This window comes from Streptomyces sp. NPDC107454 (assembly GCF_055582885.1).
Genome location: NZ_JBVJPA010000014.1, coordinates 278,357 through 299,921 on the forward strand (window position 1 = coordinate 278,357; position 21,565 = coordinate 299,921).

The 21,565-nt window shown below is 68.9% G+C and carries 20 protein-coding genes and 4 pseudogenes; 11 read left to right on the forward strand and 13 right to left on the reverse strand.

Annotation, left to right across the window (positions count from 1 at the left end; genetic code table 11):
• Positions 1 to 20: 20 nt before the first annotated feature.
• Genes ACZ69M_RS34185 through ACZ69M_RS34195 form a run of 3 tightly spaced genes read right to left on the reverse strand, consistent with a single transcriptional unit; the run spans position 21 to position 1,287 of the window.
• Positions 21 to 248, reverse strand: coding sequence for an ATP-binding protein (locus tag ACZ69M_RS34185; RefSeq protein WP_470056008.1), 228 nt, complete (start codon positions 246 to 248; stop codon positions 21 to 23).
• Positions 212 to 964, reverse strand: a complete 753-nt coding sequence (locus tag ACZ69M_RS34190; protein ID WP_470056010.1) for a sensor histidine kinase — start codon at positions 962 to 964, stop codon at positions 212 to 214. The genes ACZ69M_RS34185 and ACZ69M_RS34190 overlap by 37 nt, the downstream gene beginning before the upstream one ends.
• A gap of 32 nt (positions 965 to 996) precedes the next feature.
• Entirely contained in the window at positions 997 to 1,287 is a 291-nt protein-coding gene (locus ACZ69M_RS34195; RefSeq protein WP_470056012.1) for a hypothetical protein, read from the reverse strand.
• 348 nt (positions 1,288 to 1,635) lie between these two features.
• Between ACZ69M_RS34195 and ACZ69M_RS34200 the strand changes: the two genes are divergently transcribed.
• Both ACZ69M_RS34200 and ACZ69M_RS34205 read left to right on the forward strand, forming a co-directional pair.
• On the forward strand, positions 1,636 to 2,289 hold the full coding sequence (locus ACZ69M_RS34200; protein WP_470056013.1) for a TetR/AcrR family transcriptional regulator: 654 nt from the start codon (positions 1,636 to 1,638) through the stop codon (positions 2,287 to 2,289).
• 109 nt (positions 2,290 to 2,398) lie between these two features.
• Entirely contained in the window at positions 2,399 to 3,049 is a 651-nt protein-coding gene (locus ACZ69M_RS34205) for a TetR/AcrR family transcriptional regulator (RefSeq protein ID WP_470056015.1), read from the forward strand.
• Positions 3,050 to 3,067: 18 nt separating this feature from the next.
• Here ACZ69M_RS34205 and ACZ69M_RS34210 read toward each other — a convergent pair whose 3' ends face one another.
• Complete coding sequence (locus ACZ69M_RS34210; RefSeq protein WP_470056210.1) at positions 3,068 to 3,433, reverse strand: RICIN domain-containing protein; 366 nt, start codon at positions 3,431 to 3,433, stop codon at positions 3,068 to 3,070.
• A pseudogene (locus tag ACZ69M_RS34215) lies at positions 3,409 to 3,840 on the reverse strand (glycosyltransferase family 2 protein); the annotation flags it as partial. The pseudogene ACZ69M_RS34215 and the gene ACZ69M_RS34210, both read right to left, overlap by 25 nt.
• A gap of 58 nt (positions 3,841 to 3,898) precedes the next feature.
• Between ACZ69M_RS34215 and ACZ69M_RS34220 the strand changes: the two are divergent.
• Positions 3,899 to 4,830 (forward strand): annotated as a pseudogene (locus tag ACZ69M_RS34220) (IS5 family transposase).
• A gap of 15 nt (positions 4,831 to 4,845) precedes the next feature.
• Here the strand turns inward: ACZ69M_RS34220 and mftA are convergent.
• A complete protein-coding gene (gene mftA / locus ACZ69M_RS34225) occupies positions 4,846 to 4,977 on the reverse strand; it encodes a mycofactocin precursor MftA (protein ID WP_470056017.1) in 132 nt (43 codons plus the stop codon).
• Between the two features lie 580 nt (positions 4,978 to 5,557).
• On the opposite strand from mftA, the gene ACZ69M_RS34230 reads away from it, so the two are divergent.
• On the forward strand, positions 5,558 to 6,589 hold the full coding sequence (locus ACZ69M_RS34230) for a LacI family DNA-binding transcriptional regulator (protein WP_470056019.1): 1,032 nt from the start codon (positions 5,558 to 5,560) through the stop codon (positions 6,587 to 6,589).
• A 41-nt stretch (positions 6,590 to 6,630) separates the two neighbouring features.
• Here the strand turns inward: ACZ69M_RS34230 and ACZ69M_RS34235 are convergent, their stop codons facing one another.
• The 4 genes and pseudogenes from ACZ69M_RS34235 to ACZ69M_RS34250 form a co-directional block, all read right to left on the reverse strand.
• Positions 6,631 to 7,428, reverse strand: coding sequence for an enoyl-CoA hydratase/isomerase family protein (locus ACZ69M_RS34235; RefSeq protein ID WP_470056021.1), 798 nt, complete (start codon positions 7,426 to 7,428; stop codon positions 6,631 to 6,633).
• 59 nt (positions 7,429 to 7,487) lie between these two features.
• A complete protein-coding gene (locus ACZ69M_RS34240; RefSeq protein WP_470056023.1) occupies positions 7,488 to 7,877 on the reverse strand; it encodes an ArsR/SmtB family transcription factor in 390 nt (129 codons plus the stop codon).
• A gap of 172 nt (positions 7,878 to 8,049) precedes the next feature.
• A pseudogene (locus tag ACZ69M_RS34245) lies at positions 8,050 to 8,682 on the reverse strand (family 1 glycosylhydrolase); the annotation flags it as partial.
• Positions 8,683 to 9,025: 343 nt separating this feature from the next.
• On the reverse strand, positions 9,026 to 10,090 hold the full coding sequence (locus tag ACZ69M_RS34250) for a TetR/AcrR family transcriptional regulator (protein ID WP_470056025.1): 1,065 nt from the start codon (positions 10,088 to 10,090) through the stop codon (positions 9,026 to 9,028).
• A 56-nt stretch (positions 10,091 to 10,146) separates the two neighbouring features.
• Here ACZ69M_RS34250 and ACZ69M_RS34255 point away from each other — a divergent pair.
• A pseudogene (locus ACZ69M_RS34255) lies at positions 10,147 to 10,953 on the forward strand (substrate-binding domain-containing protein); the annotation flags it as partial.
• A gap of 125 nt (positions 10,954 to 11,078) precedes the next feature.
• Here the strand turns inward: ACZ69M_RS34255 and ACZ69M_RS34260 are convergent.
• Positions 11,079 to 12,035, reverse strand: coding sequence for an alpha/beta hydrolase fold domain-containing protein (locus ACZ69M_RS34260; protein ID WP_470056027.1), 957 nt, complete (start codon positions 12,033 to 12,035; stop codon positions 11,079 to 11,081).
• 313 nt (positions 12,036 to 12,348) lie between these two features.
• Between ACZ69M_RS34260 and ACZ69M_RS34265 the strand changes: the two genes are divergently transcribed.
• The 3 genes from ACZ69M_RS34265 (at position 12,349) to ACZ69M_RS34275 (ending at position 15,275) form a co-directional block, all read left to right on the forward strand.
• Complete coding sequence (locus ACZ69M_RS34265; RefSeq protein WP_470056028.1) at positions 12,349 to 12,897, forward strand: nuclear transport factor 2-like protein; 549 nt, start codon at positions 12,349 to 12,351, stop codon at positions 12,895 to 12,897.
• 174 nt (positions 12,898 to 13,071) lie between these two features.
• On the forward strand, positions 13,072 to 13,938 hold the full coding sequence (locus ACZ69M_RS34270; RefSeq protein ID WP_470056029.1) for an LLM class F420-dependent oxidoreductase: 867 nt from the start codon (positions 13,072 to 13,074) through the stop codon (positions 13,936 to 13,938).
• Between the two features lie 77 nt (positions 13,939 to 14,015).
• Complete coding sequence (locus tag ACZ69M_RS34275) at positions 14,016 to 15,275, forward strand: amidohydrolase family protein (protein WP_470056031.1); 1,260 nt, start codon at positions 14,016 to 14,018, stop codon at positions 15,273 to 15,275.
• Positions 15,276 to 15,380: 105 nt separating this feature from the next.
• Here ACZ69M_RS34275 and ACZ69M_RS34280 read toward each other — a convergent pair whose 3' ends face one another.
• Positions 15,381 to 16,313, reverse strand: coding sequence for a VOC family protein (locus tag ACZ69M_RS34280; RefSeq protein ID WP_470056033.1), 933 nt, complete (start codon positions 16,311 to 16,313; stop codon positions 15,381 to 15,383).
• A 303-nt stretch (positions 16,314 to 16,616) separates the two neighbouring features.
• Positions 16,617 to 17,786 (reverse strand): thiolase family protein, encoded by a 1,170-nt coding sequence (locus ACZ69M_RS34285; protein ID WP_470056035.1) that lies wholly within the window; start codon positions 17,784 to 17,786, stop codon positions 16,617 to 16,619.
• A gap of 495 nt (positions 17,787 to 18,281) precedes the next feature.
• Here ACZ69M_RS34285 and ACZ69M_RS34290 point away from each other — a divergent pair, with 495 nt between their 5' ends.
• The 3 genes from ACZ69M_RS34290 (at position 18,282) to ACZ69M_RS34300 (ending at position 21,534) form a co-directional block, all read left to right on the forward strand.
• The gene (locus ACZ69M_RS34290) at positions 18,282 to 18,950 is read left to right on the forward strand and encodes a hypothetical protein (protein ID WP_470056037.1); all 669 of its coding nucleotides are present in this window, start codon (positions 18,282 to 18,284) and stop codon (positions 18,948 to 18,950) included.
• A gap of 172 nt (positions 18,951 to 19,122) precedes the next feature.
• A complete protein-coding gene (locus ACZ69M_RS34295; RefSeq protein WP_470056039.1) occupies positions 19,123 to 20,250 on the forward strand; it encodes an acyl-CoA dehydrogenase family protein in 1,128 nt (375 codons plus the stop codon).
• A gap of 33 nt (positions 20,251 to 20,283) precedes the next feature.
• Positions 20,284 to 21,534, forward strand: a complete 1,251-nt coding sequence (locus ACZ69M_RS34300) for an acyl-CoA dehydrogenase family protein (RefSeq protein ID WP_470056041.1) — start codon at positions 20,284 to 20,286, stop codon at positions 21,532 to 21,534.
• Positions 21,535 to 21,565: the final 31 nt, after the last annotated feature.

Genomic DNA, 21,565 nt, shown 5'->3' on the forward strand with positions numbered 1-21,565 from the left:
GACCCTGTCGGCCGCGGCTGTCAGGATGCCGCTGACTTCTGCAGGAAGAACGGGCGCAGTGGCAGTTCGGTGACCACTTGGAACCCGCCCTGGTCACGCGGTCCCACGCGGAGCAGGCCGCCGACCAAGTGGGCGCGCTCCCGCATCCCGATCAGCCCGTTACCGCTGCCGGGGGAGAAGGGCTTGACCGGCATGGCCGGCCCTTCGTTCGTCACGGCGATGCGTACGCGATCGTCGGAGTAGACCACCCGGACCTCGGCGGACGGGTGGTGGAATGCTTGGTGACGTTGGTCAGCGCCCCCTGCACGATGCGATAGGCGCTCAGGTCCGCCCCGGCCGGCAGTGAGCGTGGTTCGCCTTCGGTGACGACGGTGACCGCGAGGCCCGCGCTACGGAACGAGGCCGTGAGGTCGGAGAGCTGTGCGAGCCCGGGTGCCGGCTGTCCGGCGCCGTCGGTCCGGCGAAGCACGCCGACGGTCGCCTTGAGCTCGGTCAGGGCAGCGGACGCCGTCCCGGTGAGATCGCCGGCCATCCGCTCCGCATCGGCCGGCCAGGTGGAGATCAGGCGGGCCACGGTGTCGGATTGGAGCTTGGTCAGGACCAGGTGATGGGCCACGACGTCATGCAGGTCCCGGGCGATGCGCGGCCGCTTGTCGGAGACGCGGCGACGTGACTCCTCCTCGAGATAGGCCGTGTACAGCCGGCTCGCGCTGCCGAGCACGGTGGCCAGCATGAGCCAGGCGGTGGGGCCGAGGAACCGGAACAGCAGAGGCTCGTCGGAGGGGCCGTCGATCAGCCCGGTCGCCACGAGCAGGACGATGCAGGAGACGGCGTAGGCGTTCGCGACCCGGCGCGGGCTGCGGGCGGCCAGGGAGAAGAGCCCCGTCATGAGGGGGCCGAGCAGCAGCGGGGTCACGACGTAGCCGACCGCGACCACGGCCGTGCAGCAGACGCTGACCAGCATGACCGTGACCCGGGGATGGGTGCGCCGCCAGATCAGGATGACCAGGAGACACCGGTGAGCAGGACGTCGGGCCAGCACGGGATGTCCAGCTCGCGTCCGGGGATGGTGACGGAGCTGCCGATGCAGGAACAGGTCAGGAGAGCGGCGGACATGGCGGTGTCGGCTATGCGGGGGTGGTTGTACGGATACCGCTGCAAGGTTCTGAACATGGTGGGGGTCCTGTTCCAGGGCGTGCCGGCGAACGCCAGCATCGTCACGATGGTGCCCGTTTTCGGTGGGGCTGCCCCTGTGGCGTCCGTGGTCTGGGTGGGAGTGTCGGACATGGCTGGTCTCCGTCTGTGCAGGCGGTTGCTGTCGAGTCCGTTGAGGCATGAATTAAATCAACGAATTGATTTAAAATGTAGCGCGGGGCAGGCTCGTGTTCAAGTGGAGATCCGTGAGCCAGGACCGAACGCGGCATGGAGAAGTCGCGGAGAGCGCACATCGTGAGTGTTCCGCTACAGCAGGCGATGCTGTGGTGAGGGTCGACGTGTGCGGGGATGTCTGGCGACGGTCGGCTTCACATTGCGTACGCTTCTGCCGTTTGACCTTCCCGGCGCAGCCGGAAATCAGCGGCGGCGCCACGGGGCCGGTCGCCGCGGATCGGTTTGTGTCCCGATGTGATGGTGATGATGGCAGGCAAGACCAGGCGGGGCGAGCAGGTCAACGCGACGCGCGAGGCGCTGCTGAACGCGGCGGAGCGGCTGTTCGCCGAGCACGGGGTGTACGCGGTCGCCAACCGGCAGATCAGCGAGGCCGCCGGGCAGGGCAACAATGCCGCGGTCACGTACCACTTCGGTGCCAAGTCCGATCTGGTGCGGGCCATCGTGTACAGACATGCCGTGCAGATCGACGCCCTGCGCTCACATATGCTCGCCGAGATGGGTCATTCGGACGACCTGCGGGACTGGGTGGTGTGTGCCGTCCGGTCGGTCACCGGGCACCTGGAATCGCTGGGCAGTCCCAGCTGGTACGCCCGGTTCATCGGCCAGGTCACCGCCGACCCCGCCCTGCAGTCCATCGCCTACGACGCGTTTTACGACGCCTCTCCTTCGCTCCGCGCGGTGCAGGACGGCCTGAACGGCTGTCTGGGCGATCTGCCGCCGGGCGTGCATGCCGAGCGTGCCGCCATGACCCGCCATCTGATAACGCAGATGTGCGTGGAGCGGGAGCGGGCACTCGCTGAGGGGGCCCCGACGCCCCGGGGCTCGTGGCAGGAGGCCGGCGGCGGTCTCCTTGACGCGATCGTCGCGATCTGGCAGGCGCCGGTGACCCCGGAGCCGTGAGGCACGGGCGTCTCGATCGCCGCTTTAGTTTCCTAAATCAATCGATTGACTTACTTTGGTTGAGTGGTGTGGTCTGATTGATCGGCGCCATCGAGTCGAGGGAGGTCCGATGGCCACGGCGGTCGGTGAGCCGCGAAACGAAGAGCCCGGTGGTCCGCGCGAGTTGATTCTGAACGCGGCGGAGCGACTGTTCGCCGAGTACGGGGTGCACGCGGTCGCGAACCGGCAGATCAGCCAGGCGGCCGGGCAGGGGAACAACGCCGCGGTGAGCTACCACTTCGGTACCAAGACCGACCTGATCCGGGCCATAGTCCGCCGTCACACCGCGCAGGTGGAGGAGATCAGGGCACGGCTGGTGGCCGCGACCCTGAACTCCATCGACCTGAGGGACATGGTGGCCTGTCTGGTGCGCCCGGTTCCGGAGTACCTGGCGGTCCAGGGCAACCCCACCTGGTACGCGCGGTTCTGCGTCCAGGTGATGAGCGACCCGGCCCTCCACGACCTGGTGGTCAAGGAGACCTTCGCTTCTCCCGCCATGTGGGAGCTGCTCGGACGTCTGAACCGCTACCTGCCGGAGCTGCCGCCCGCGGTGCTGGCGGAGCGTGTCGCCATGGCACGCCATCTGATCCTGCAGGCGTGCGCGGAACGGGAGCGCGCCCTGGCCGCGGGCGTCCCCACACCGCGGGAGAGCTGGAACAGCACGGCCACCGGACTGATCGACGCGATCGTCGCGGTCTGGCGTGCTCCCGTGAGCCGCTAGTGATCCGCCGGCACAGGGTCAGCTCCTGCCCTGCAGCCGCCAGATCTGGTTCTTCTTGGTGCTCAGCGCACTCGTCGCGTCGCAGGTCCACTGGTGGATCACCGCCCCGGCCGTGGTCGAGACGTTGCTGACGTCGACGCACTTGCCTCTGTGGACGGCGACCAGCTGGTAGTCCTTGCTGTTGCCCAGTGCGGAAACCGGGTTGAGCGTGAACTGCTGGTTGGTGCCGCCGCTGCAGGTGTACTGGATGACGGCGGCGCCGTCCGAGGTGGCGGCCCCGGTGACGTCGAGGCGCTTTCCAGGACCGCGGGGGCCACGGACCGCGGGTGCCGCTCGGCCAGCGGCTGCGCACCGGTTCCGTACACCGCTTTGCGGCCGAGCCAGTCACTGGGGGCGACCCGGTGCTCATGGGCCGCGGTGACCGTCGGTTCGTACCGGATCCGCCAGCCGCCCTTGACCGCCCGCCAGCAGAAGTCGACGTCCTCGCCCACCCGCATCCGTCCGTCGAAACCGTCGCCGACCGCGTCGACGCGGGCGACGACACAGGCGGTGGGCGCCCAGGAGACGAACGATCCGGGCCGTACCGACGCCGGGCGAGTGCCCAGGTCCAGAGAGGAGCGGACCTGTTCGTAACGGCTGATCCAGTTGCCGCCGTCCGGGGTGCGCAGCCCGGTGATGCGGGGTACGGCGACACCGACGCGTGGGTCCGTGAAGTGCCGGAGCAGAGTGGACACGGTGTTCTCGGCGAGCACCACGTCCGAGTCGACGAAGACCACGAACGGGGTGCGCACTAGGCGCTGTTTCTCGGATCTCCTGTCGTGGGTGGGGTGTTGGGGTCAGGCTGGCGGCATGGGCCGTGGGGATCTGACCAATGCGGAGTGGGATCGTCTGGAGTCGTTCTTGCCTCGTGGTGGTGTGCGTGGGGGCCGGTGGAGTGATCACCGTCGGGTGATCAACGGAGTCCTCTACCGGGTGCGGACGGGCGTGCAGTGGCGGGACCTGCCGGAGCGGTTCGGGCCGTGGGAGACCGTCTATAAACGGCATCGCCGCTGGTCAGCAGATGGAACATGGGCAATGTTGCTGTCGAAGGTCCAGGCTGCCGAGGACGCTGCGGGTCAGATCGACTGGGACGTGTCGGTGGACTCAACAGCAGTGCGGGCTCACCAGCATGCCGCCGGCGCGAGGAAAACGCCGCCGGCCGCGGTTGTCCAAAGGGGGGCCGCGCGGGGGACAAACCCGGCCGATCCGGTCCTGCGGAAACTGGCCGCCCGGCTGGAGGAGGTGGTCAGATCGGCGAATGCCTGGGACGCTCCCGCGGAGGCTTCACCACCAAAATCCACCTCGCCGCTGAGGGGCGATGCCGACCCCTCGCCCTCGTCCTGACACCCGGACACTACGGTGACGGCCCCCAGCTGGAGCGTGTACTGGCGCAGGTATCCGTGCCCCGCACCGGAGTCGGACGGCCTCGCACCCGCCCCGACCATGTCCTGGCAGACAAGGCCTACACGTCCCGAAGCAACCGCCGGTACCTGCGACGACGTGGAATCCGGCACACCATCCCCGAACGTCTCGACCAGCAAAAGCACCGCCGCAACCGCGGCTCTCGCGGCGGGCGTCCGACGGGCTTCGACAGCGAGCACTACAAGAAACGCAACACCGTCGAACGTGAGATCAACCGGTTGAAGGGCTTCCGCGCCGTCGCCACCCGCTACGAGAGACGCGCCTACACCTACCTCGGCACCGTCACACTCGCAGCACTCCTGATCTGGCTCCGCACATGATCCGAGAAACAGTGCCTAGCAGACGCCGCACATGCCGTCGATCGAGACCTCCTCGACCAGTTCGTCGGCCTCGATGAGGCCGTCGTCGGGCGAGGTCAGGTCTGCGGCGGTCTGCGGCTCGGTCTCGGTGGACGTCATGTCGTTCATGCGTCTCTCTCCCACGAGGTCGGAATGCCCTGCGGCGCAGGGCCGGTCGCCCCCCCCGTGAGGGGATTGGCATGCAGTGTCAAAATACTAGGTGTCGCATCCCGGCAACTTGCGCGAGCCGAACAGGAGTGGTGGGCTGCGCAGTTGGGGGCGGTACGCGGTCCCTACATGTCGTGGCTCGTCCACGCCGGGGCATGCGAGGGCGTGGACTACGACCTGGACAACCTGATCAAGGTCTGGGACCAGACCAAGCGGCAGGACTGGGCGCTGGGCGAGCGCACGCGACTGGGGGTGCGGTCCAAGGCGTTCACCCAGGACCCCTCTCCTGGGACGAGGTCTCGGTCGTCGACTTCCCTCGGGCCTATCAGCCGTGGCTGGAAGACGCCGGACTCTGAGGCGGGCGGGGGAGCGGCGGAAGCAGTACCCGACGATGACTCAGTCTGGCGCTGTCGCGACCTCAGTCAGTACATTCAACTCCATAAATGTGTCGAACGAATATCGCGAGGCAAGTGGCTGCCGAAGGTGGGAGGATCGGTCCCGCCGTGAGGACCGCGTGCCCGCTCGACCTTGGAGAGAATCCGTGCCCGTACGACCGGATACCGAGAGGGGGGAGAACGCCGCGCGCGCCCGCCGAGTCACCAGCGCGGACGTGGCCCGTCTCGCGGGGGTGTCCCGCACCACGGTGAGCGACGTCCTCAACGACCAGCGGGTGGACCGCTACCGCCCCGACACCGTCGAGCGGGTGCGCAGCGCGGCGGCGGAGTTGGGCTATGTCCGTTCGACGGCCGGCCGGGCCCTGGTCATGGGCCGCAGCGATTTCATCGTCGTGGTGGTGCCCCATGTGACGTACATGCGGTTCCAGGACGTCATCGAGGCCATGACGCGCCACATCGAGGAGTTCGGATTCAACGCGGTCGTACACCTCAAGGGACCCAAGGAGGAAGAGGGCCGGGGGCGGAACCGGCTGCTGAACCTCGTCGAGGGGCTGCGCCCCGCCGGCGTCGTCGACCTGGGTGGCCTGTCCACCGCCGACATCGTGTACATCGAGGGGAACTGCTGTCCCGTCATCCCGCAGGAGCAGCCCGCCGACGTCAACGTCTGGATCGGCGTGTTGCAGGCCGAGCACTTGCACTCCCGGGGCTTCACCGACCTCGCATACGCCTTCCTCTCGGACGCCCGGGACGAACCGTACGGCCAGGCGCGGGCCACCGCGGTGGTGGACTACTGCGCGGCCGAAGGGCTCGCCGCACCGACGTTCCTGCACGTCCCGATCGACGCGGAGGGCGCTCGGCAGGCCCTGGCGGAGCTCGTCGAACATCGAGGACGCCCGGTGGGTATCGCCTGTCACAACGACGAGGTGGCCATCGCCGTCGTGTTCGCCGCCCATCGGCTGGGACTGCGAGTGCCGGCCGACGTCGCGGTGATCGGGGTGGAGGGCGGCGACGTGGGGCAGGCCGTGTCGCCCCGGCTGAGCACGGTCGCGGGGGACGTCTCGGCGGCGGTGCAGCACGTGCGGTACTTCCTCACGCAGACCTTCGGCGGTGAAGGCGCCCCGGAAAGGCTTCCCGCCCTGGAGGACATCTACAGGATCCTGCAGGGCGAGACCACGTAGCCGCCCGACAGCCATTTCACCGGGTGGGCTGCACCGGCGGCTTATCGGCCGGTGAATCTGGGGGGCCTGTGTTCCCGGAAGGCGGCGATGCCTTCGTGGAGGTCAGCTGTGGTCATGGTGACAGGCTGGGCGAGTGCTTCCCACTGGATGGAGGCGTCGAGTCCGGCGGCCGATTGTTCGATGCCGGTCTTGGTCAGCCGCAGGGCGATGGGCGCCGCTTGAGCGATCCGGTCGGCGATCTCGAGGGAGTGGGTGAGTACGTCGTCGGCGATGTCGGTGACCAGGCCCCAGTGCAGAGCCTGGTCGGCTTTCACTTCACGGCCGGTGTAGAGCATGTCGCGGGCGCGGGTGGGGCCGATGGCTTCAGGCAGGAGCCAGGTGGCGCCCATGCCGCCGTGGGTTCCGCGGTGGACGAAGGGGGTGCTGAAGCGCGCCTGTGGGCTGGCGTAGCGGATGTCGCAGGCAAGCGCGAGACAGACGCCGGCGCCGATGGTGGGGCCGTTGACGGCGGCAATGACAGGGAAAGGGAGGGAGCGTGGGCGCAGCCAGCTGCGGTAGAAGGGCAGCATCCGTTCACGCAGGCGGTCGATGGTGATGTCGTCGGCCGAGCCCTGGTCGAGCCAGGACAGATCGGCGCCGGAGCAGAATGAACTGCCGTGGCCGGTGACGATCAGGACGCGGGTCGATCGGTCCGCCGCCACCGTGTCCATGGCCTGGTTCCAGGCCTGGGTCAGTTCCTCGGTCATCGCGTTGCGGACACCGGGCCGGTTCAGCGTCGCCACCCGGATGCCGGGGGTGGGTTCGCTGAGCACCACCGCTTCGCTGGAGTCGGCCGCCATACTCTGTTCCCCTCTACGCCGGAATGATGGAGTGTGCGGCAGGATACCGAGCGAAGCCCCTACCAGGTCATGAGCACGGCGCTGGTCTCGGACTCCCCGGAGGCGGCCTTGAGCGGCGGCTGCTGGACGGCCGGCCCCGGGCGGGTCATGCCGACGGGGAGCGGCTGGGGCGCCAGTTCCCACAGTGTGGCGATCACTTCCTGCAGGACATCGCGCTGCAACACGTAGTAGTACTTGCGGCCGCGCTTGTGCGTCGTGATCAGGCCGGCCTGCGCGAGGAGCTTCGTGTGGTAGGAGATGGTCGCCTTCGACACCGGCACGGCGTCCTCCAGCAGGCTGCAGGGGTACTCGCCCTCCTCCGTCGCCAGCTGCTGGATGATCTTCCAGCGCATCGGGTCGGACAGCGCCTTGAAGACCTCTGTGGGATCGGCGGGCTCGCTCGTCATCATGTTTCTCCATCTATCTCAAGGTGGCTGTCGAAGCGTTCGACGGTTGTGAACTGATCTACCTTGAGTCTAGCGCTGATGACCTGGGACTATCCCAGTTTGAGCGGCGCGCAATGACGCAAACGCTGTCGACACGTATCGATAACCAGCGAGTAATGTTTCGTCACATGCAAACTTACCGTCGCATCGAGCCCAACCACCGCGCCGACTCCTTGGCCTGACGCTCGAAGGTGACGGGGTCGACGGCGATGAGACCGAACGTGGGCGTGTACGACCCCCACTCGTAGTTGTCGAGCGCGCTCCAGTGGAAGTAGCCGTGGACGACGATGCCGTCGGCCATGGCCTCGGCCAGCCCCTCGAGCGCGCCGGTCGTGTAGTCGATACGACGGGTGTCGTCAGTGGTGGAGATGCCGTTCTCCGTCACGGTGATCGGCACTCCCGGCACCACCTGCGCCGTGTGGCGTACGGCTTCGCCGAGTGCCGCAGGGTAGTACTCCCAGCCACTGAGGGTGCGCTCGGCGTCGTCGGGTGCCGGTATGGGGCCGTCCTGACCGATTCTGGTGCGGGTGTAGGACTGCACCCCGATCCAGTCGTCGTCGCGCCCGGCCGCCAGGAAGATGTCCTCCCTGAGCCAGGTGTAGTCGGCGGTGATCTGTTCGGCACCGGGGAGCGCCTGGTACACCTGGTTGGCAACCGTCCAGCCCACCCGGATCTCGGGCGAGAGGGACCGGATCACCTCACGCGCACGACCATGCGCCTCGATCAGTACGTCGCTGGTGTCCTTGTCGGGCAGTGGCAGACCCGCCGGAGAGGGCCACCTTGTTCGCCGGGTCTATGTCGGCGAGCAGTGCGGGTGTCAGCGTTGCAGACACCCCGACGGGCAGCATCCAGCTGAAGTTCGCCAGGAGGATCAGGGGCAGAAGCCGCTCGAGCGACACTGCCTCCTTCGGAGGGGAGCTGACCGGAGTTGCCGCGGGGACGGTGTCACGCAGTGACGACGGGAGGGCTGCCGTCTGCGGCACGGGCTGATCCATAGGTTCTCCTGGGCATCGTTGCACCAGTGGCGACCAGTTCGTCACGAGGTAACCGCGACGTTAACACCAAACTTGTTTGATGTATAAGTTTTGCGCCGAGGTTTGTCCGGCGCGGCCTCACGGGCCGACCTCCTCGCCTCGCCGCGGCTCCCTGAGGAAGAAGGCCTCCAGGTCTTCGCCCATGTCGATCGAGGGGTCGTAGAGCCACTGGATCTGAAGCCCGTCGAACAGCGCGAGGGTGACGCGCGCGAGCCAGGCGGGATCCTCGGTCATGGCGAGCACCCCGGTTTCCTGCCACGCGCGGATCTGCTCGGTCAGCACCTCGCGGAGCAGGGCGTAGCGGCCGGCGAAGAACTCGTGCCCGTCGTGGGCCTCGTCCGTGGCCTCCGCGCTGAGGTTCACGAAGAGTTTGACCAGGCCAGGAGTGCTCTGTACGTAGTCGACCCTGCTCTTGAAATCGAATCCCAGGGTCTCCAGGACCGGCTTGTCGGCCCGGTCGCGCGCTTCCACGATGGCGGCCATGAGCGCCTGCCTGGAGCCGAAGTAGTGGGTGATGGTCCCCGCTCGCACTCCGACGCGCTCGGCGATCTCGTGGAACGTGGACTGGTGGTATCCGCGCTCCGCGATGGTCTCCAAGGCGGCGTCGAGGATCTCCGCCCGCCGCGTGAGCCCCTTGGCGTAGGGGCCCCGCCTGCCGTCCTCGGCGGGCCTCCTCGGCTCTTTTCCGTCGCGCGTTGAAATGGGGGGCTGTGATGTGCGGGGCTGTACCCGGTCATGTGGGGCGGACGCCGCGGGGTCGGCCGCCGCGTCGCGGGCGGCGCGGGCCTCTTGCATCAACCGGGCCAGCAGGAGCGGCAAGTCCCTGCTCAGGCGGGCGAACGCCTCGTCGGCGTCGTGGGCCTCCTGGAGGTCCGACACGAAGCGTGCCGTCTCCTGTGCTATCGACTCCGCCGCCTGCAGCGCCGCCTGTCGGGGGCCTTCCTCGACCTGGCCCGTGTGGACCTGCGAGGCGCTGTGCACGGCCTGCCGGGTGCCGGCCTGGCGGGCCCGGTACGCCTTCGACTGGCAGGAGCGGCCGCAGTAGACCGACGGGCGCCCGCGCTCCGAATGCTCCAGCACCCTGTCGCACACGGCGCAGCGACGGTCCGATTCGCCCCCCTCGTACGCTGACGACGTCTCCATGCCGCCAGACTAGCAATTTCGACGCGCGACGAAAAATGCGGACCCTGGCCAACCGCATGAGGAGCTCGAAGGCCTCGCAGACCGTGCGGGTGCTGCGCTCGACGGTCAACCGACGGCTGCCGTCGCTCACCGCACAGATATGCGCGTCGGTCTGTGCCTCGCTGCCGATCTCGGGGAACACATCGGGCGGACCGCGGCGGTGGAGGCGCCCTCTCGGTGCGCGAGAACCGACCGCCCGCGCCCGGACGGCAGGGGCACGCGTGGCCCGCCCCAGGTACCCCTTGCTGAGCGGGTGGGTCTGTGAACGCCCCTCCGGTCTTCGGACGTGGCTGCTTGAGAGACCGCTCGGTGAACTACGGCACCGTCGCAGGCGGCGACACCGAGGGCGCCCGGCTGCTGATGCGGCACCTTTTCGCACGGGGACACCACAGGATCGCTCACCTGACCGGGCACGACGAGGAGCGCGCGGGAGCGGCGCTCGCGGTCAGGCTGTCGACGTACCTCGACGAGATGTCCGTACCGGCAGGGAGTCCCTCATCCCGGTTCTGCGGACCCGTTCGTCGGAGGACGTACACCGGCTCGCGACCGGCCTGCCGGAGTCGGCCGGCGCGCCGACCGCCATCTTCGCCGCGCATCACGGCCTCGCGTCGGAGGTGCTCCGAGTCGTTAAGGAACGCGGCCTGGACGCGCACCAGTTGTCGGTCGTGGGGTGCGACGACGTGGGCTTCGCGAGTCGTCCCGGCATTTCGGTGCCGACCGTGGACCAGTCCGGCGACGACCTCGGCCGTCGTGCCGTACGGATGCTTCGCGAGCGGATCGAGGGCCGCGTCGCGGCGAAGCACGGGGAGACCGAGCCGCGGTTGGTGGTACGAGGTCGACCGCCCCCGCGCCACGCTGAGCCGCGTGCGCGTCATTGCCCGGCGTGCGGTGGAGTGGAGGAGGTGACCGCGTCGACGCCCGGAATGCCGTTCGTCCACGCGGCCGGTGTTCAGAGCGGCAGCTGGGCGAGGATCTCCGGGTCGTCGGACAGCCCGGGCCCGTTCACCACGCGCCCGGCGGCGACGCGCTCCACGAAGGCGGCGACCCGGTCAAGTGCCTCCAGCGCCTCGGGAAGGATGACCCCGCAGATGGGCCAGGCGTGATGCATCTCCGGCCAGATCTCCAACGTGGTCTCCACTCCGCAGCTGCCCGCGCGGGTGGCCAGACCGAACGAGTCGTCCCGCAGCAGTTCCGAACCGGACACGAGGACGAAGAGCGCGGGCAGGCCCGTGAGGTCGGCGAGTGCAGGTGACGCCTGAGGGTCCTCGAGGTCATGGTCTCCCAGGTAGTCCCGGGCCATCAGCGGTCCGCGGTCCGCCCTGAGTATCGCGTCCGTGCCGTCGTTCTCCGCCCAGCTGCCCGACAGGTAGTTCTCCGGGCGCATGTCGAAGACCCCGGAGTACAGCACCCCGGCGATCACCGAGGTGTCGCCCGCGTCACGCAGACGCAGCAGGAGCCCGGCGGCCAGGCCGGCGCCCGCGGAGTCCCCCGACACGACGACGCGTGCGTCGGGATAGGCGGCGCGGACGGCGGCGTAGGCCTCGGCGCAGTCGTCCAGACCGGCGGGGAAGGGATGCTCCGGAGCGAGCCGGTACTCGGGTGCGACCGCTCGGGCCTTCGTACGCAGGGCCAGCAGTCCGGCTATGGAGCGTGTCCCCGCCGCGGTGCCGCTGCGGAAACCGCCGCCGTGGATGTGGAACAGGACCACGTCCTCGCGGGGTTCGGCCGGTTCGAAGAGGAGGGCGCCCTCCTGTCCGGCGAACGTCGACTCCGTGATGCCCGCCGGCGCCGGTGTGAGGGCCGCGTTGGCCACGGCGGCGGCACGCTCCTCGGCGAGAGTGGGAGGAGTCTCACCCCGCCCGGACATAACGCGGTCGGTCAGCCATTGGTGGGCCTTGCTGGGCATCGGTTCTCCATGTCGTGGTGATGACGGTGCTGCTGTCGGTCGGCTTGCTGGTGGCCACGGGGAGCGGTGAGCGGTACGTGTCGTCACACTAGCGTTGAATTTTTGTGGACGATAGATTTCTGTCGTGCGCAGCGCGGTCCCGCCACTCCGCCCTGCCGCTCGACTTCGCTCTGCCGCTCGACGGGGACGGGGTTGGGCGACGTGCGACCGGGCGCCGAATACCCCGCCGCCGCTCTGCCGTCCACGGCCCGGCAGACGCCCGCGCTCCGACTCCGGCTCGGAATCTACGGCGCCCCGATCGAGAGGTCCTTTCATGAGCGACCGAACCGACACCCACCGCGCCATGGCACGGCGCAGGTACGACGCGCAGGTTCACGGACACGAACTCGGCCACGTCGAATCCTGGTTCACCATCGACGGGGAGATCCACGAGCCGTACGACCTGACGCTCTTCTCCCCGAAGCGAGGGGACTGGACGGTGCGGATGACCGGCCGGGACAGCATGGACCCCGGCCCGGAGTTCCGGATGTACTGGACGGGGATGCCCGACTTCCGCATCCAGCGGTACGAGGTCTTCCCGCACGAGGAGGGCTGGATCGCGCGGCAGGTCTTCGGCGGCACGACCCGTGACGGCGTCGAAGTCACCGCGCACCAGGTGGACTTCGTGACGATGGACGACCGGTTCCGCATCGTCCGACTGGAGTGGTTCACCGACCCCGACGAGTGGCTGCGGGTCTGGTCCCTCGCCAGCGGCAAGCCGGTGGACGAGGTGTCCCGGCTCTTCGACCGTCACGACGGGTTCCAGCAGCTCATCGCCGATACCATAGGCGGCCAGGAGGGCGACCGGGGTGCCGGCGGCTGAATCGGTATGTCCACGCGGCCGACGACGGCTGGGCGGTGGCTTCCTCTCTCGGCTCCGACATGGCGGGATATCGGAGCTCGACCTCTTGTCCTGTGCGGACATCCGCGTAATGATGCGATAGATATCTATGTATCGAAGTTATGCGGCGACGATGTAGGGCGGTTCAGCGCGCGAATGAGACTCGCACTGCACATCAACGACTACTCGGGCCTGGAGCCCGCCCGTATGGCATCGGGCCTGGCCCGGATCGCTGGTACGGCAGAGGAGGCCGGCTTCAGCCGGTTGAGTCTCACCGATCATGTGTGGCAGGTGAGCATGATCGGTGAGGAGCATGAGCCGATGCTGGAGGCGTACACGACGCTCGGCTACCTGGCCGGCCGGACACGGTCGATCGAGTTGCAGACGCTTGTCACGGCCGCGACGTACCGCTCTCCGGGACTTCTGGCGAAGATCGTCACCACACTCGACGTCCTGTCCGGTGGCCGGGCCTGGCTAGGGATCGGCGCCGGCTGGAACGAGCAGGAGGCCACCGGCCTCGGCCTGCCGTACGGGCCCCAGGGCGAGCGTTTCGAGCGCCTGGAGGAGACCCTGAGCATCTGCAGGGCGATGTGGGCCGACGGAGACGAACCCTTCGTGGGCAAGCACTACCAGCTGGGCGGCACCCTCAACTCACCCCAGGCACTGAGCCGTCCGCGTCCCCGCATCCTGGTCGGGGGCAGCGGTGAACGGGTCACGCTGCGCCTGGCGGCGAGGTACGCGGACGCGTTCAACGTGTACGGCGGCCCCGACGCCGGCCACAAGGTGGCGCGGCTCGTCGAACACTGCGAGGCGGTGGGACGGGACGTCGACACCGTCGAGAAGACGGCGCTGCTGCCCGTCACCGTCGACGCGCCCGGTGAAGTGGAGCGCCTGCTGGAGGAGTTGCGGCGGCTGCACGAACTGGGCTTCACCACTGTCTACGGCGCGGTCACGGACGTGGCGGACCTGAAGCCGCTGGAGACGCTCGGGTCGAAGGTGATTCCCGAGACCGCCACCTGGTGACCCGTCAGGGTCCACCCCGCCATCTGTGCCGCCTGGCCCACCCCACGCCGTACGCAACCGTTTTGATGGGAGACGCGATGAACGTCGACGACATGATCCTGGTGAGCATCGACGACCATGTGGTCGAGCCGCCCGACATGTTCGAGCGGCATGTCCCGGCCCGGTACAGGGACCAGGCGCCGAAGTCCATCCTGGACGAGAACGGCTACGAAAAGTGGTGGTTCCAGGGCAAGTCCAGCGGCTCCATCGGCCTGAACGCGGTGGTGGGATGGCCCAAGGAGGAGTGGGGCCTGAACCCGTCGACGTTCTCCGAGATGCGACCGGGCAGCTACGACATCCATGAGCGGGTCCGTGACATGAATCGCAACGGGATCCTCTCCTCGATGTGTTTCCCGTCGTTCGCCGGATTCAGCGCGCGCTACTTCCAGGAGGCCGATGACAAGGACCTCTCCCTCATCATGCTGAAGGCCTACAACGACTGGCACATCGACGAGTGGGCCGCGAGTTACCCCGGTCGTTTCATCCCCATCGCGCTCGCCCCGGTCTGGGACAGGGACGAACTCGCCAAGGAGGTGCGGCGCGTCGCGGCCAAGGGCGTCAAGGCCGTCACGATGCCCGAACTCCCGCACCTGCAGGGGCTGCCCAGCTACCACGACCTCGATTACTGGGACCCGTTCTTCCGGGCGGCCTGCGAGAACGACGTCGTCATGTGTCTGCACATCGGGCAGGGGTTCGCGGCCATCCGCAACGCGCCCGACGCGCCGATCGACAACATGATCATCCTCGCCACGCAGGTGTCGACCTTCGCCGCCCAGGACCTGCTGTGGGGCGGGGCGATGGCCAAGTACCCGGACCTGAAGATCGCCTGGTCGGAAGCGGGCATCGGGTGGATCCCGTTCTATCTGGACCGCTGCGACCGGCACTACACCAACCAGCGCTGGCTGGGTCACGACTTCGGCGGCAAGCTGCCGAGCGAGATCTTCCGCGAGCACTCCCTGGCCTGCTACGTCACCGACCCCACCGCGCTCAAGGTCAGGCATGACATCGGCGTGTCCAACATCGCCTGGGAGTGCGACTTTCCGCACTCGGACACGATCTGGCCGAACGCGCCGGAGTTCGTCCTCGACGAGATGAACGGCGCCGGCGTACCGGACCACGAGATCAACATGATCACGTACGAGAACACCTGCCGGTTCTTCGGCTGGGACGCGTTCCAGCACATCTCCCGCGAGGACGCGACCGTGGGCGCGCTGCGTGCCCTGTCACCCGACGTCGACACCTCGGTGCGTTCCAAGCACGAGTGGCGCGATCTGTACGCGCTCGCCCACCGGGCCTGATCGGGCACCGGGCGCTGTCGGACACCATCTCGCGATGGTGGTGGTCCGACGCCGCCCGGTCCGGCGCGGCGGGGTCGTGTTGGGCGCCGCCGACGGGCCGTGCTCTCAGGCGAGGGGATGCCCTTCGACGTCCTCGGTGCTGAAGAACAGGGGCGCCCCGAAGGTGTCCTCGACATCGGTGACGAGCAACTCGCTGCGGATCCTCGTGGTCCGCACCGACTTCTTGTTGAGCCAGCTCTCCGTCGAGTTGAGGTCGGTCACCTTGAACCTGAGGCTGTAGATCATGTTGCCCCATGTCCCGACGTGTCTGCCGAGGTCGGAGCCGGCGTTCACCGGCTCGGCGAGCTGCAGCAGGCCGTCACCGAGCTGAAGTGTCGTGTACTTCGCCGCCAGGTCAGCGTCCATGCCCGTCCGCACCGGCACCGCCTGCATGACGTCGACGTACGTCTGCACGGCCGCTGCCAGGTCGCGAACTCCCAGCGTGACATGGGAGAAGTGCTCGATGGTGAGCGGATGGGGCCGCCACATGCGCTCCAGCGACGACCAGGTCTCCTGGTCTCGAGGGTCGCCGGGCATGTCCGTCCGGCAGAGCTCCACCATCAGGCCCGCGGTGTCGCGTGGGCTGGGAAAGAAGTAGTGCGTCTCGGGGTCGAGATGTTCCATCCTGCCGCCGCCGGGCCTGGCGATGTGAACACCGCGCGCCAACAGGCGGTCGGCGAGCCCGGCGAGGTCGTCCACCTTGTAGCCGACCGAGTGCAGGTGACGGCCGTACTTCGCGTAGAACCTGCCCACTGGCAGGCGCGTGTCGGCGGGCATTCGCGGCGCCATGGTCTCGATGCACAGGTCTCCGATCATGAGCAGCGTGGCGTAGCGGTCCTCGTAGGACAGGTAGTGCGGCTCGTCCACGCCGAAGTACACATAGGCGCCCAGGACGTCCTCGTAGAACCGGCGCAGCCTCTGCGCGTCGTCGGACATGTGCACCACGTGCACCAGCTGCCCGATGCCGTGGTCGCCGGTCCGCCGGACCTGCTTCTTCATCGCGGGCAGCTCCCTACACCAAGGCCGGATCCGTCGCACCCGAGGGCGGTGGCCCACCGACCTCGGGTGCCACGTGCCAGGCCGCGTCGGCGGCAAGGTCCACGAGCCGGTACCGGGACGCTTGCACGATCGAGAATATCCCGCGGCCCGGAGCCCGCACATGTGCGTAGTCTCATACGCACTTCGGCCGCCAGTGCGGGATCGTGTCCCCTCCGCGCGCACGACCCTCGTTCCGCCGGCTCGGCATGAGCGACAGTCGATCCGGAAGGCCTGCTGCCCGTCCTCTTCGATCAGCCTGCGTCCTCAGGGCACCTCGACGACTACGGCCCCGCCCTGTCCGCCGCCGGCGCACATCGTCGCCACTCCCTTGCCGCCACCCCGGCGGCGCAGCTCGTGGACGAGCGTCGTCAGCATGCGGGCGCCGCTCGCGGCGACGGGGTGGCCCAGGCTGCAACCGCTGCCGTGGACGTTGACCCGGTCCTCGTCCAGGCCGAGTTCCTGGCAGGCCGCGACGGGTACGCAGGCGAACGCCTCGTTGATCTCCCACAGATCGATGTCCGAGGTGGCCAGACCGGCGCGGTTGAGGACCTTGACCGCGGCATCGATGGCGCCGACCCCGGTGAACCGCGGCTCCACCCCGACCGCGGCCCAGGCGCGCACGGTCGCGAGCACCGGTACGCCCTCCTCCCGGGCCAGTTCGTCGGACAGCACGGCGAGGGCGGCCGCCGCGTCGTTGACCCCGGCGGCGTTGCCGGCGGTGATCGAGAAACCGTCGATCTCCGGGTGCAGGGGCTTGAGGACGGCCAGCTTCTCCGCCGAGGTCGTGGGACGGGGGTGCTCGTCGACGGTGAAGGCGACCATCGAACCGTTGCGCCGGGTCACCTTGATCGGCGCGATCTCGTCCGCGAAGAGCTCCGCCTCGATGGCGGCCACCGCCCGCTGGTGCGAGCGCAGGGCCCACGCGTCCATCCGCTCCCGAGTGATCCCGAACTTCCGGGCCACGTTCCAGCCGACGCTCAACGACACGTCGTCGGTCGCGTCCTCGGTGTAGGGGAAGGTCGGGGGATTCCGCTGCTCCATGTCGTCGCTGAGCGGCACGCGCCAGTTCAGGGCCGGGGCGGTGGAGAAGGACTGCACGCCGCCGGCGACCACCGCGCGGTCCATACCGGAACGGATGCTCGCGGCGGCGGCCCCGACCGCGGTCAGGCTGCTGGCGCAGTGCCGGTTGAGCGCCACTCCGGGCACCCGGGTCATCCCCGCGGCGACCGCGGCATGACGGGCCAGGTCACCACCGCCGTAGAGCGACTCTCCGAAAACCACGTCATCGAACTGTTCGGCCGCCACTCCGGAGCGACGCACGGCCTCGCGCAGGACGTGCAGGGCGAGAACCTCGGCCGGAACATCCGCGAGCATGCCTTTGAACGCCGTTCCGATCGGAGTACGGACCGCACTGGTGATCACAGCTTCGGGCACGGGACACCACCTGACTGTGTTGTGTTGTCTGGAAGGCAGCCCGAGACGGATACGGCGGGCGGCAGAGCCGACTGTAGTAGATAGATCGAAAGACGTAAATGTATTCAGGGTTGATCGATGAGGAACAGGGCCCTGGTGAGGGGCCGTCGGGGAACTCTCTGCAATGGCGGGAAGGGGGTGCGTGCACGTCTGTTGACACGTGCCGAAAGCTCTTCCTAGGGTGAATCACGCCGGATCGGAGGGCTTCAGGGACGAACCACTCCACCTGCGCGGAGGCGTCGCCGGCGGAGAGGCTGGCCGATGTCGCTGTACGGACAGTTCGACGTTGTGGTCATCGGGTTCGGCGTGGTCGGAGCGGCCGCGGCGCTCGCGGCCGCGAGCGCCGGAGCCCGAGTGATGGTCCTTGACCGAAGTGGCTTGTGGGAGCGCAGATGGGGCGCTTCTCCTCGAGCCCGGTCTCGGGCGGCGCTGCGGAGCGCCGCACGGTCGGCCGGGGTGGAGGTGCGCCCCGTGTGCCGCGCCCACGAACTGATGATGGAAGCCGATCGAGTGCGCGGCGTCGGCTACGCGGCGTTCAGCGAGCGCGGGTTGGCCGCCATGGCCTGCCGGACGCTGGACCGGGCGGGCGACCGAGGCTCGCGCTCCGCGTCACGGGTACTGACCGCTGCCGGGGATCTGGTGTGGGAGTCGGGGTTCCGGGTCGAGGAGGTCGGCTGTGCGTCGGTCGTTCTTGCCGTGGATCCGCGTCACTGGGACTTCGTCGGGTCGGCGACGGCGGCCGTGGTCCAGTCTGCGCAGATGGTGCCGGCTTTCACGCCGCCGGGGCGGCCGCGGCGCCTGAGCCTCGTCGGTGACGACGCGGTGGTGCCACCGACGCCGGAGCTGAGCGCCCGCCTCTGGTGCGCCGGGTCCGGCCTGGCGCCGGGGCCGCAGGGCGAGTTGCGGGTCGACGGCGCGACCGGTGCCGTATGGGTCGGTCGCGAGCTGGCTGTCCGAGGCCTCTATGCCGCGTTGCCCGCCGGTGCTCCGGATTGCGTCGGGCCCGCGCGGCGCGCCGACGATCCGTCGCCTGCCGAACCGGGCTGTCTCTCCGCTCTGCGCGCGGGACGGCGGGCCGCCGACGCCGCTCTGGCCGCTTCGCGGCGCACGCGGCTCTCTGTGTGAGGCGGCGCCAGGACTGCCGCGCCCTTTGACGGCGAGGCGCCTCGCGGAGTGGCTTCCCCGAATCGAAAGCTGCTCGGCCGCACTGTAACCCCTCATAGTTCGATACATTGACAACTGTTCATCACCAGTGTTCAGTGAGTGCACCCCGGAGCCGAGGTGAGAGGAAGACTCGATGGAGCTCGCGCTGTCACCGGATCAGAAGCTGTTCCGGGCCTCGGCCAAGGGGCACCTCGACAAGGAGTACTCCCTCGACCGCGTCCGCGGGATGAAGGACGGCGAGCCCCGATGGAGCAGGCAGTGGTGGCGCAGCGGCGCCGAGTTGGGCTGGGCCGCGATGCTCGTCCCCGAGGAGCTGGGCGGCGGCAGTGTCTCGGGCGAGGGAGTACGTGATCTGAGCCTGCTGGCCGAGGAGTTGGGCGCCGGTGTGGCCCCGGGGCCACTGCTCACGGTCAACGTCGTCCTCGCCGGGCTGGTGGCGGCGCAGGGGCACGGGCCCGATCACAGCGCGGAGATCGAGGCGCTGGCGGCGGGGGAGACCGTGGCGACCTGGGCCGTGTACGAACCCGGCGGCGAGTGGGCGCCGGGAGAGGCCGCCGTCTCCGCGTCGGGTGACGGGGACGGGTTCCTGCTGGACGGCGTCAAGGACCGCGTCCAGGAGGCCGACCAGGCCGATCTACTTCTGGTCACGGCCAACACCCCGGACGGACTCGCCCAGTTCCTCGTTCCCGCCTCCGCGCCGGGGGTGTCGGTCAGCCCGCAGTGGTCGCTCGACCTGTCCCGGTCCTTCGGCGAGGTCCGCTTCGACCGGGTCCGGGTCGCCGACGAGGCCCTGGTGGGCACACCCGGCGACATGCAGACCGTGGAACGGCAGCTGCAGATCGCCCTGGTGATCCAGTGCTCGGAGGTGTGCGCCGTGCTGGACCGGGCCTTCGCCCTCACCACGCAGTGGGCCTTCGACCGCTACTCCTTCGGCCGGCCGCTCGCCTCCTACCAGGCACTCAAACACCGTTTCGCCGATCTGCGCACCTGGCTGGAGGCCTGCCACGCTACCACCCAGGCGGCGGCAGCGGCCGTACAGGAACAGTCCCCGCAGGCGGCCGAACTGACCAGCGTGGCCAAGTCGTACGTAGGCGACCGCTCGCTCGTGATGCTCCAGGACTGTGTGCAGCTGCACGGCGGCATCGGGGTGACCTGGGAACACGACCTGCATCTGTACCTGCGCCGGGCCACGCTCGACCAGGCCCACTACGGGACACCGCAGGACCACCGGCTGCGACTGGCCGACCTCGCTTCCCTCTGAGTCCCTCCCGACCTGGCGAAGGGTTGAACCGCGATGACCGACAACGCCGTTGAGGGCGTCGAACCGTTCCGGGCGAGGGCCAGGACCTGGCTGTCCGAGAACATGCCCCGCCTCGACGACCGGTCGCAGCCGGAGTCCCTGGACCCCGACGACGACAGCCACGAATGGGCACGCGCCCGAGAACTCCAGCAGTTGCTCTACCAGGGCGGTTTCGCCGGCATCTGCTTCCCGCGCGAGTACGGCGGACTCGGACTGACCGAGGCCCATCAGAGGGCCTTCACCGAGGAGAGCGACGGCTATGAGATGCCGCTGCTGCTCAACGTCCCCTCGTTCGCGATCTGCGGCGCGACCCTGCTGGACGCGGGAAGCGAGGAGCAGAAGCGGGACCGCATCGGGGCCACGATCAGGGGCGAGGAGATCATGTGCCAGCTCCTGTCCGAGCCCAGCGGCGGATCCGACCTGGCCGGCCTGATCACCCGCGCCGAGCACGACGGCGACGAATGGATACTCAACGGGGCCAAGACCTGGAGCACTTCGGCATACGCCGCCGACTGGGGCCTGTGTCTCGCGCGGACCAACTGGGACGTGCCCAAGCACCAGGGGCTGACGATGTTCCTCGTGCCGTTGAAGGCGCCGGGACTGACGCTGAACCGGGTGCGCATGGTCAACGGGTCGCGGGAGTTCTGCGAGGAGTTCTTCGACGACGTACGCCTGCCCGCGTCGTCCGTGGTCGGCACGGTCGACGACGGCTGGACGGTGGCGTCCCGCCAGCTCTTCCACGAACGCAACGCCGTGGGCGGCGGGTCGCCGTACGTGAGCGGCAGCGGCAACCTGCGCGCCACCCCGCACCCGACGCCGTTCGACGTCGCCCGCGCCTCGGGCCGGGCCGCCGACCCGCGGGTGCGCGAACTGGTCGGCGAGTACCTGGCCGCGAAGACGGTCCACGAGCAGACGGTCGGCCGCGTCAGCAGCGCGATGGCCGCGGGGTCGCTGCCACCGGCGGCCTCCTCCGTCCTGCGGCTCCTGCACGCCGAGTACGTGCACCTGATGGACGACTACGCGGTCCGCATCGCCGGCGCCGGGGTCGCGACCGGCGCCGGGACCGGACCCGGTGTCCTCGGCTGGACGGCCACCGGGTTCCTCATGCGGCAGGGCGTGAGCCTCGGCGGCGGCAGCACCGAGATCGCCCGCAACATCGTCAGCGAGCGCCTGCTCGGCATGCCCCGCGAGCCCGCACCCGACCGAGGCGTGCCGTTCAACCAGGTCAAGCGCGTCAGCGGCTGACCGGCCGGTCGGGCACGCCCCTCGCATCGAC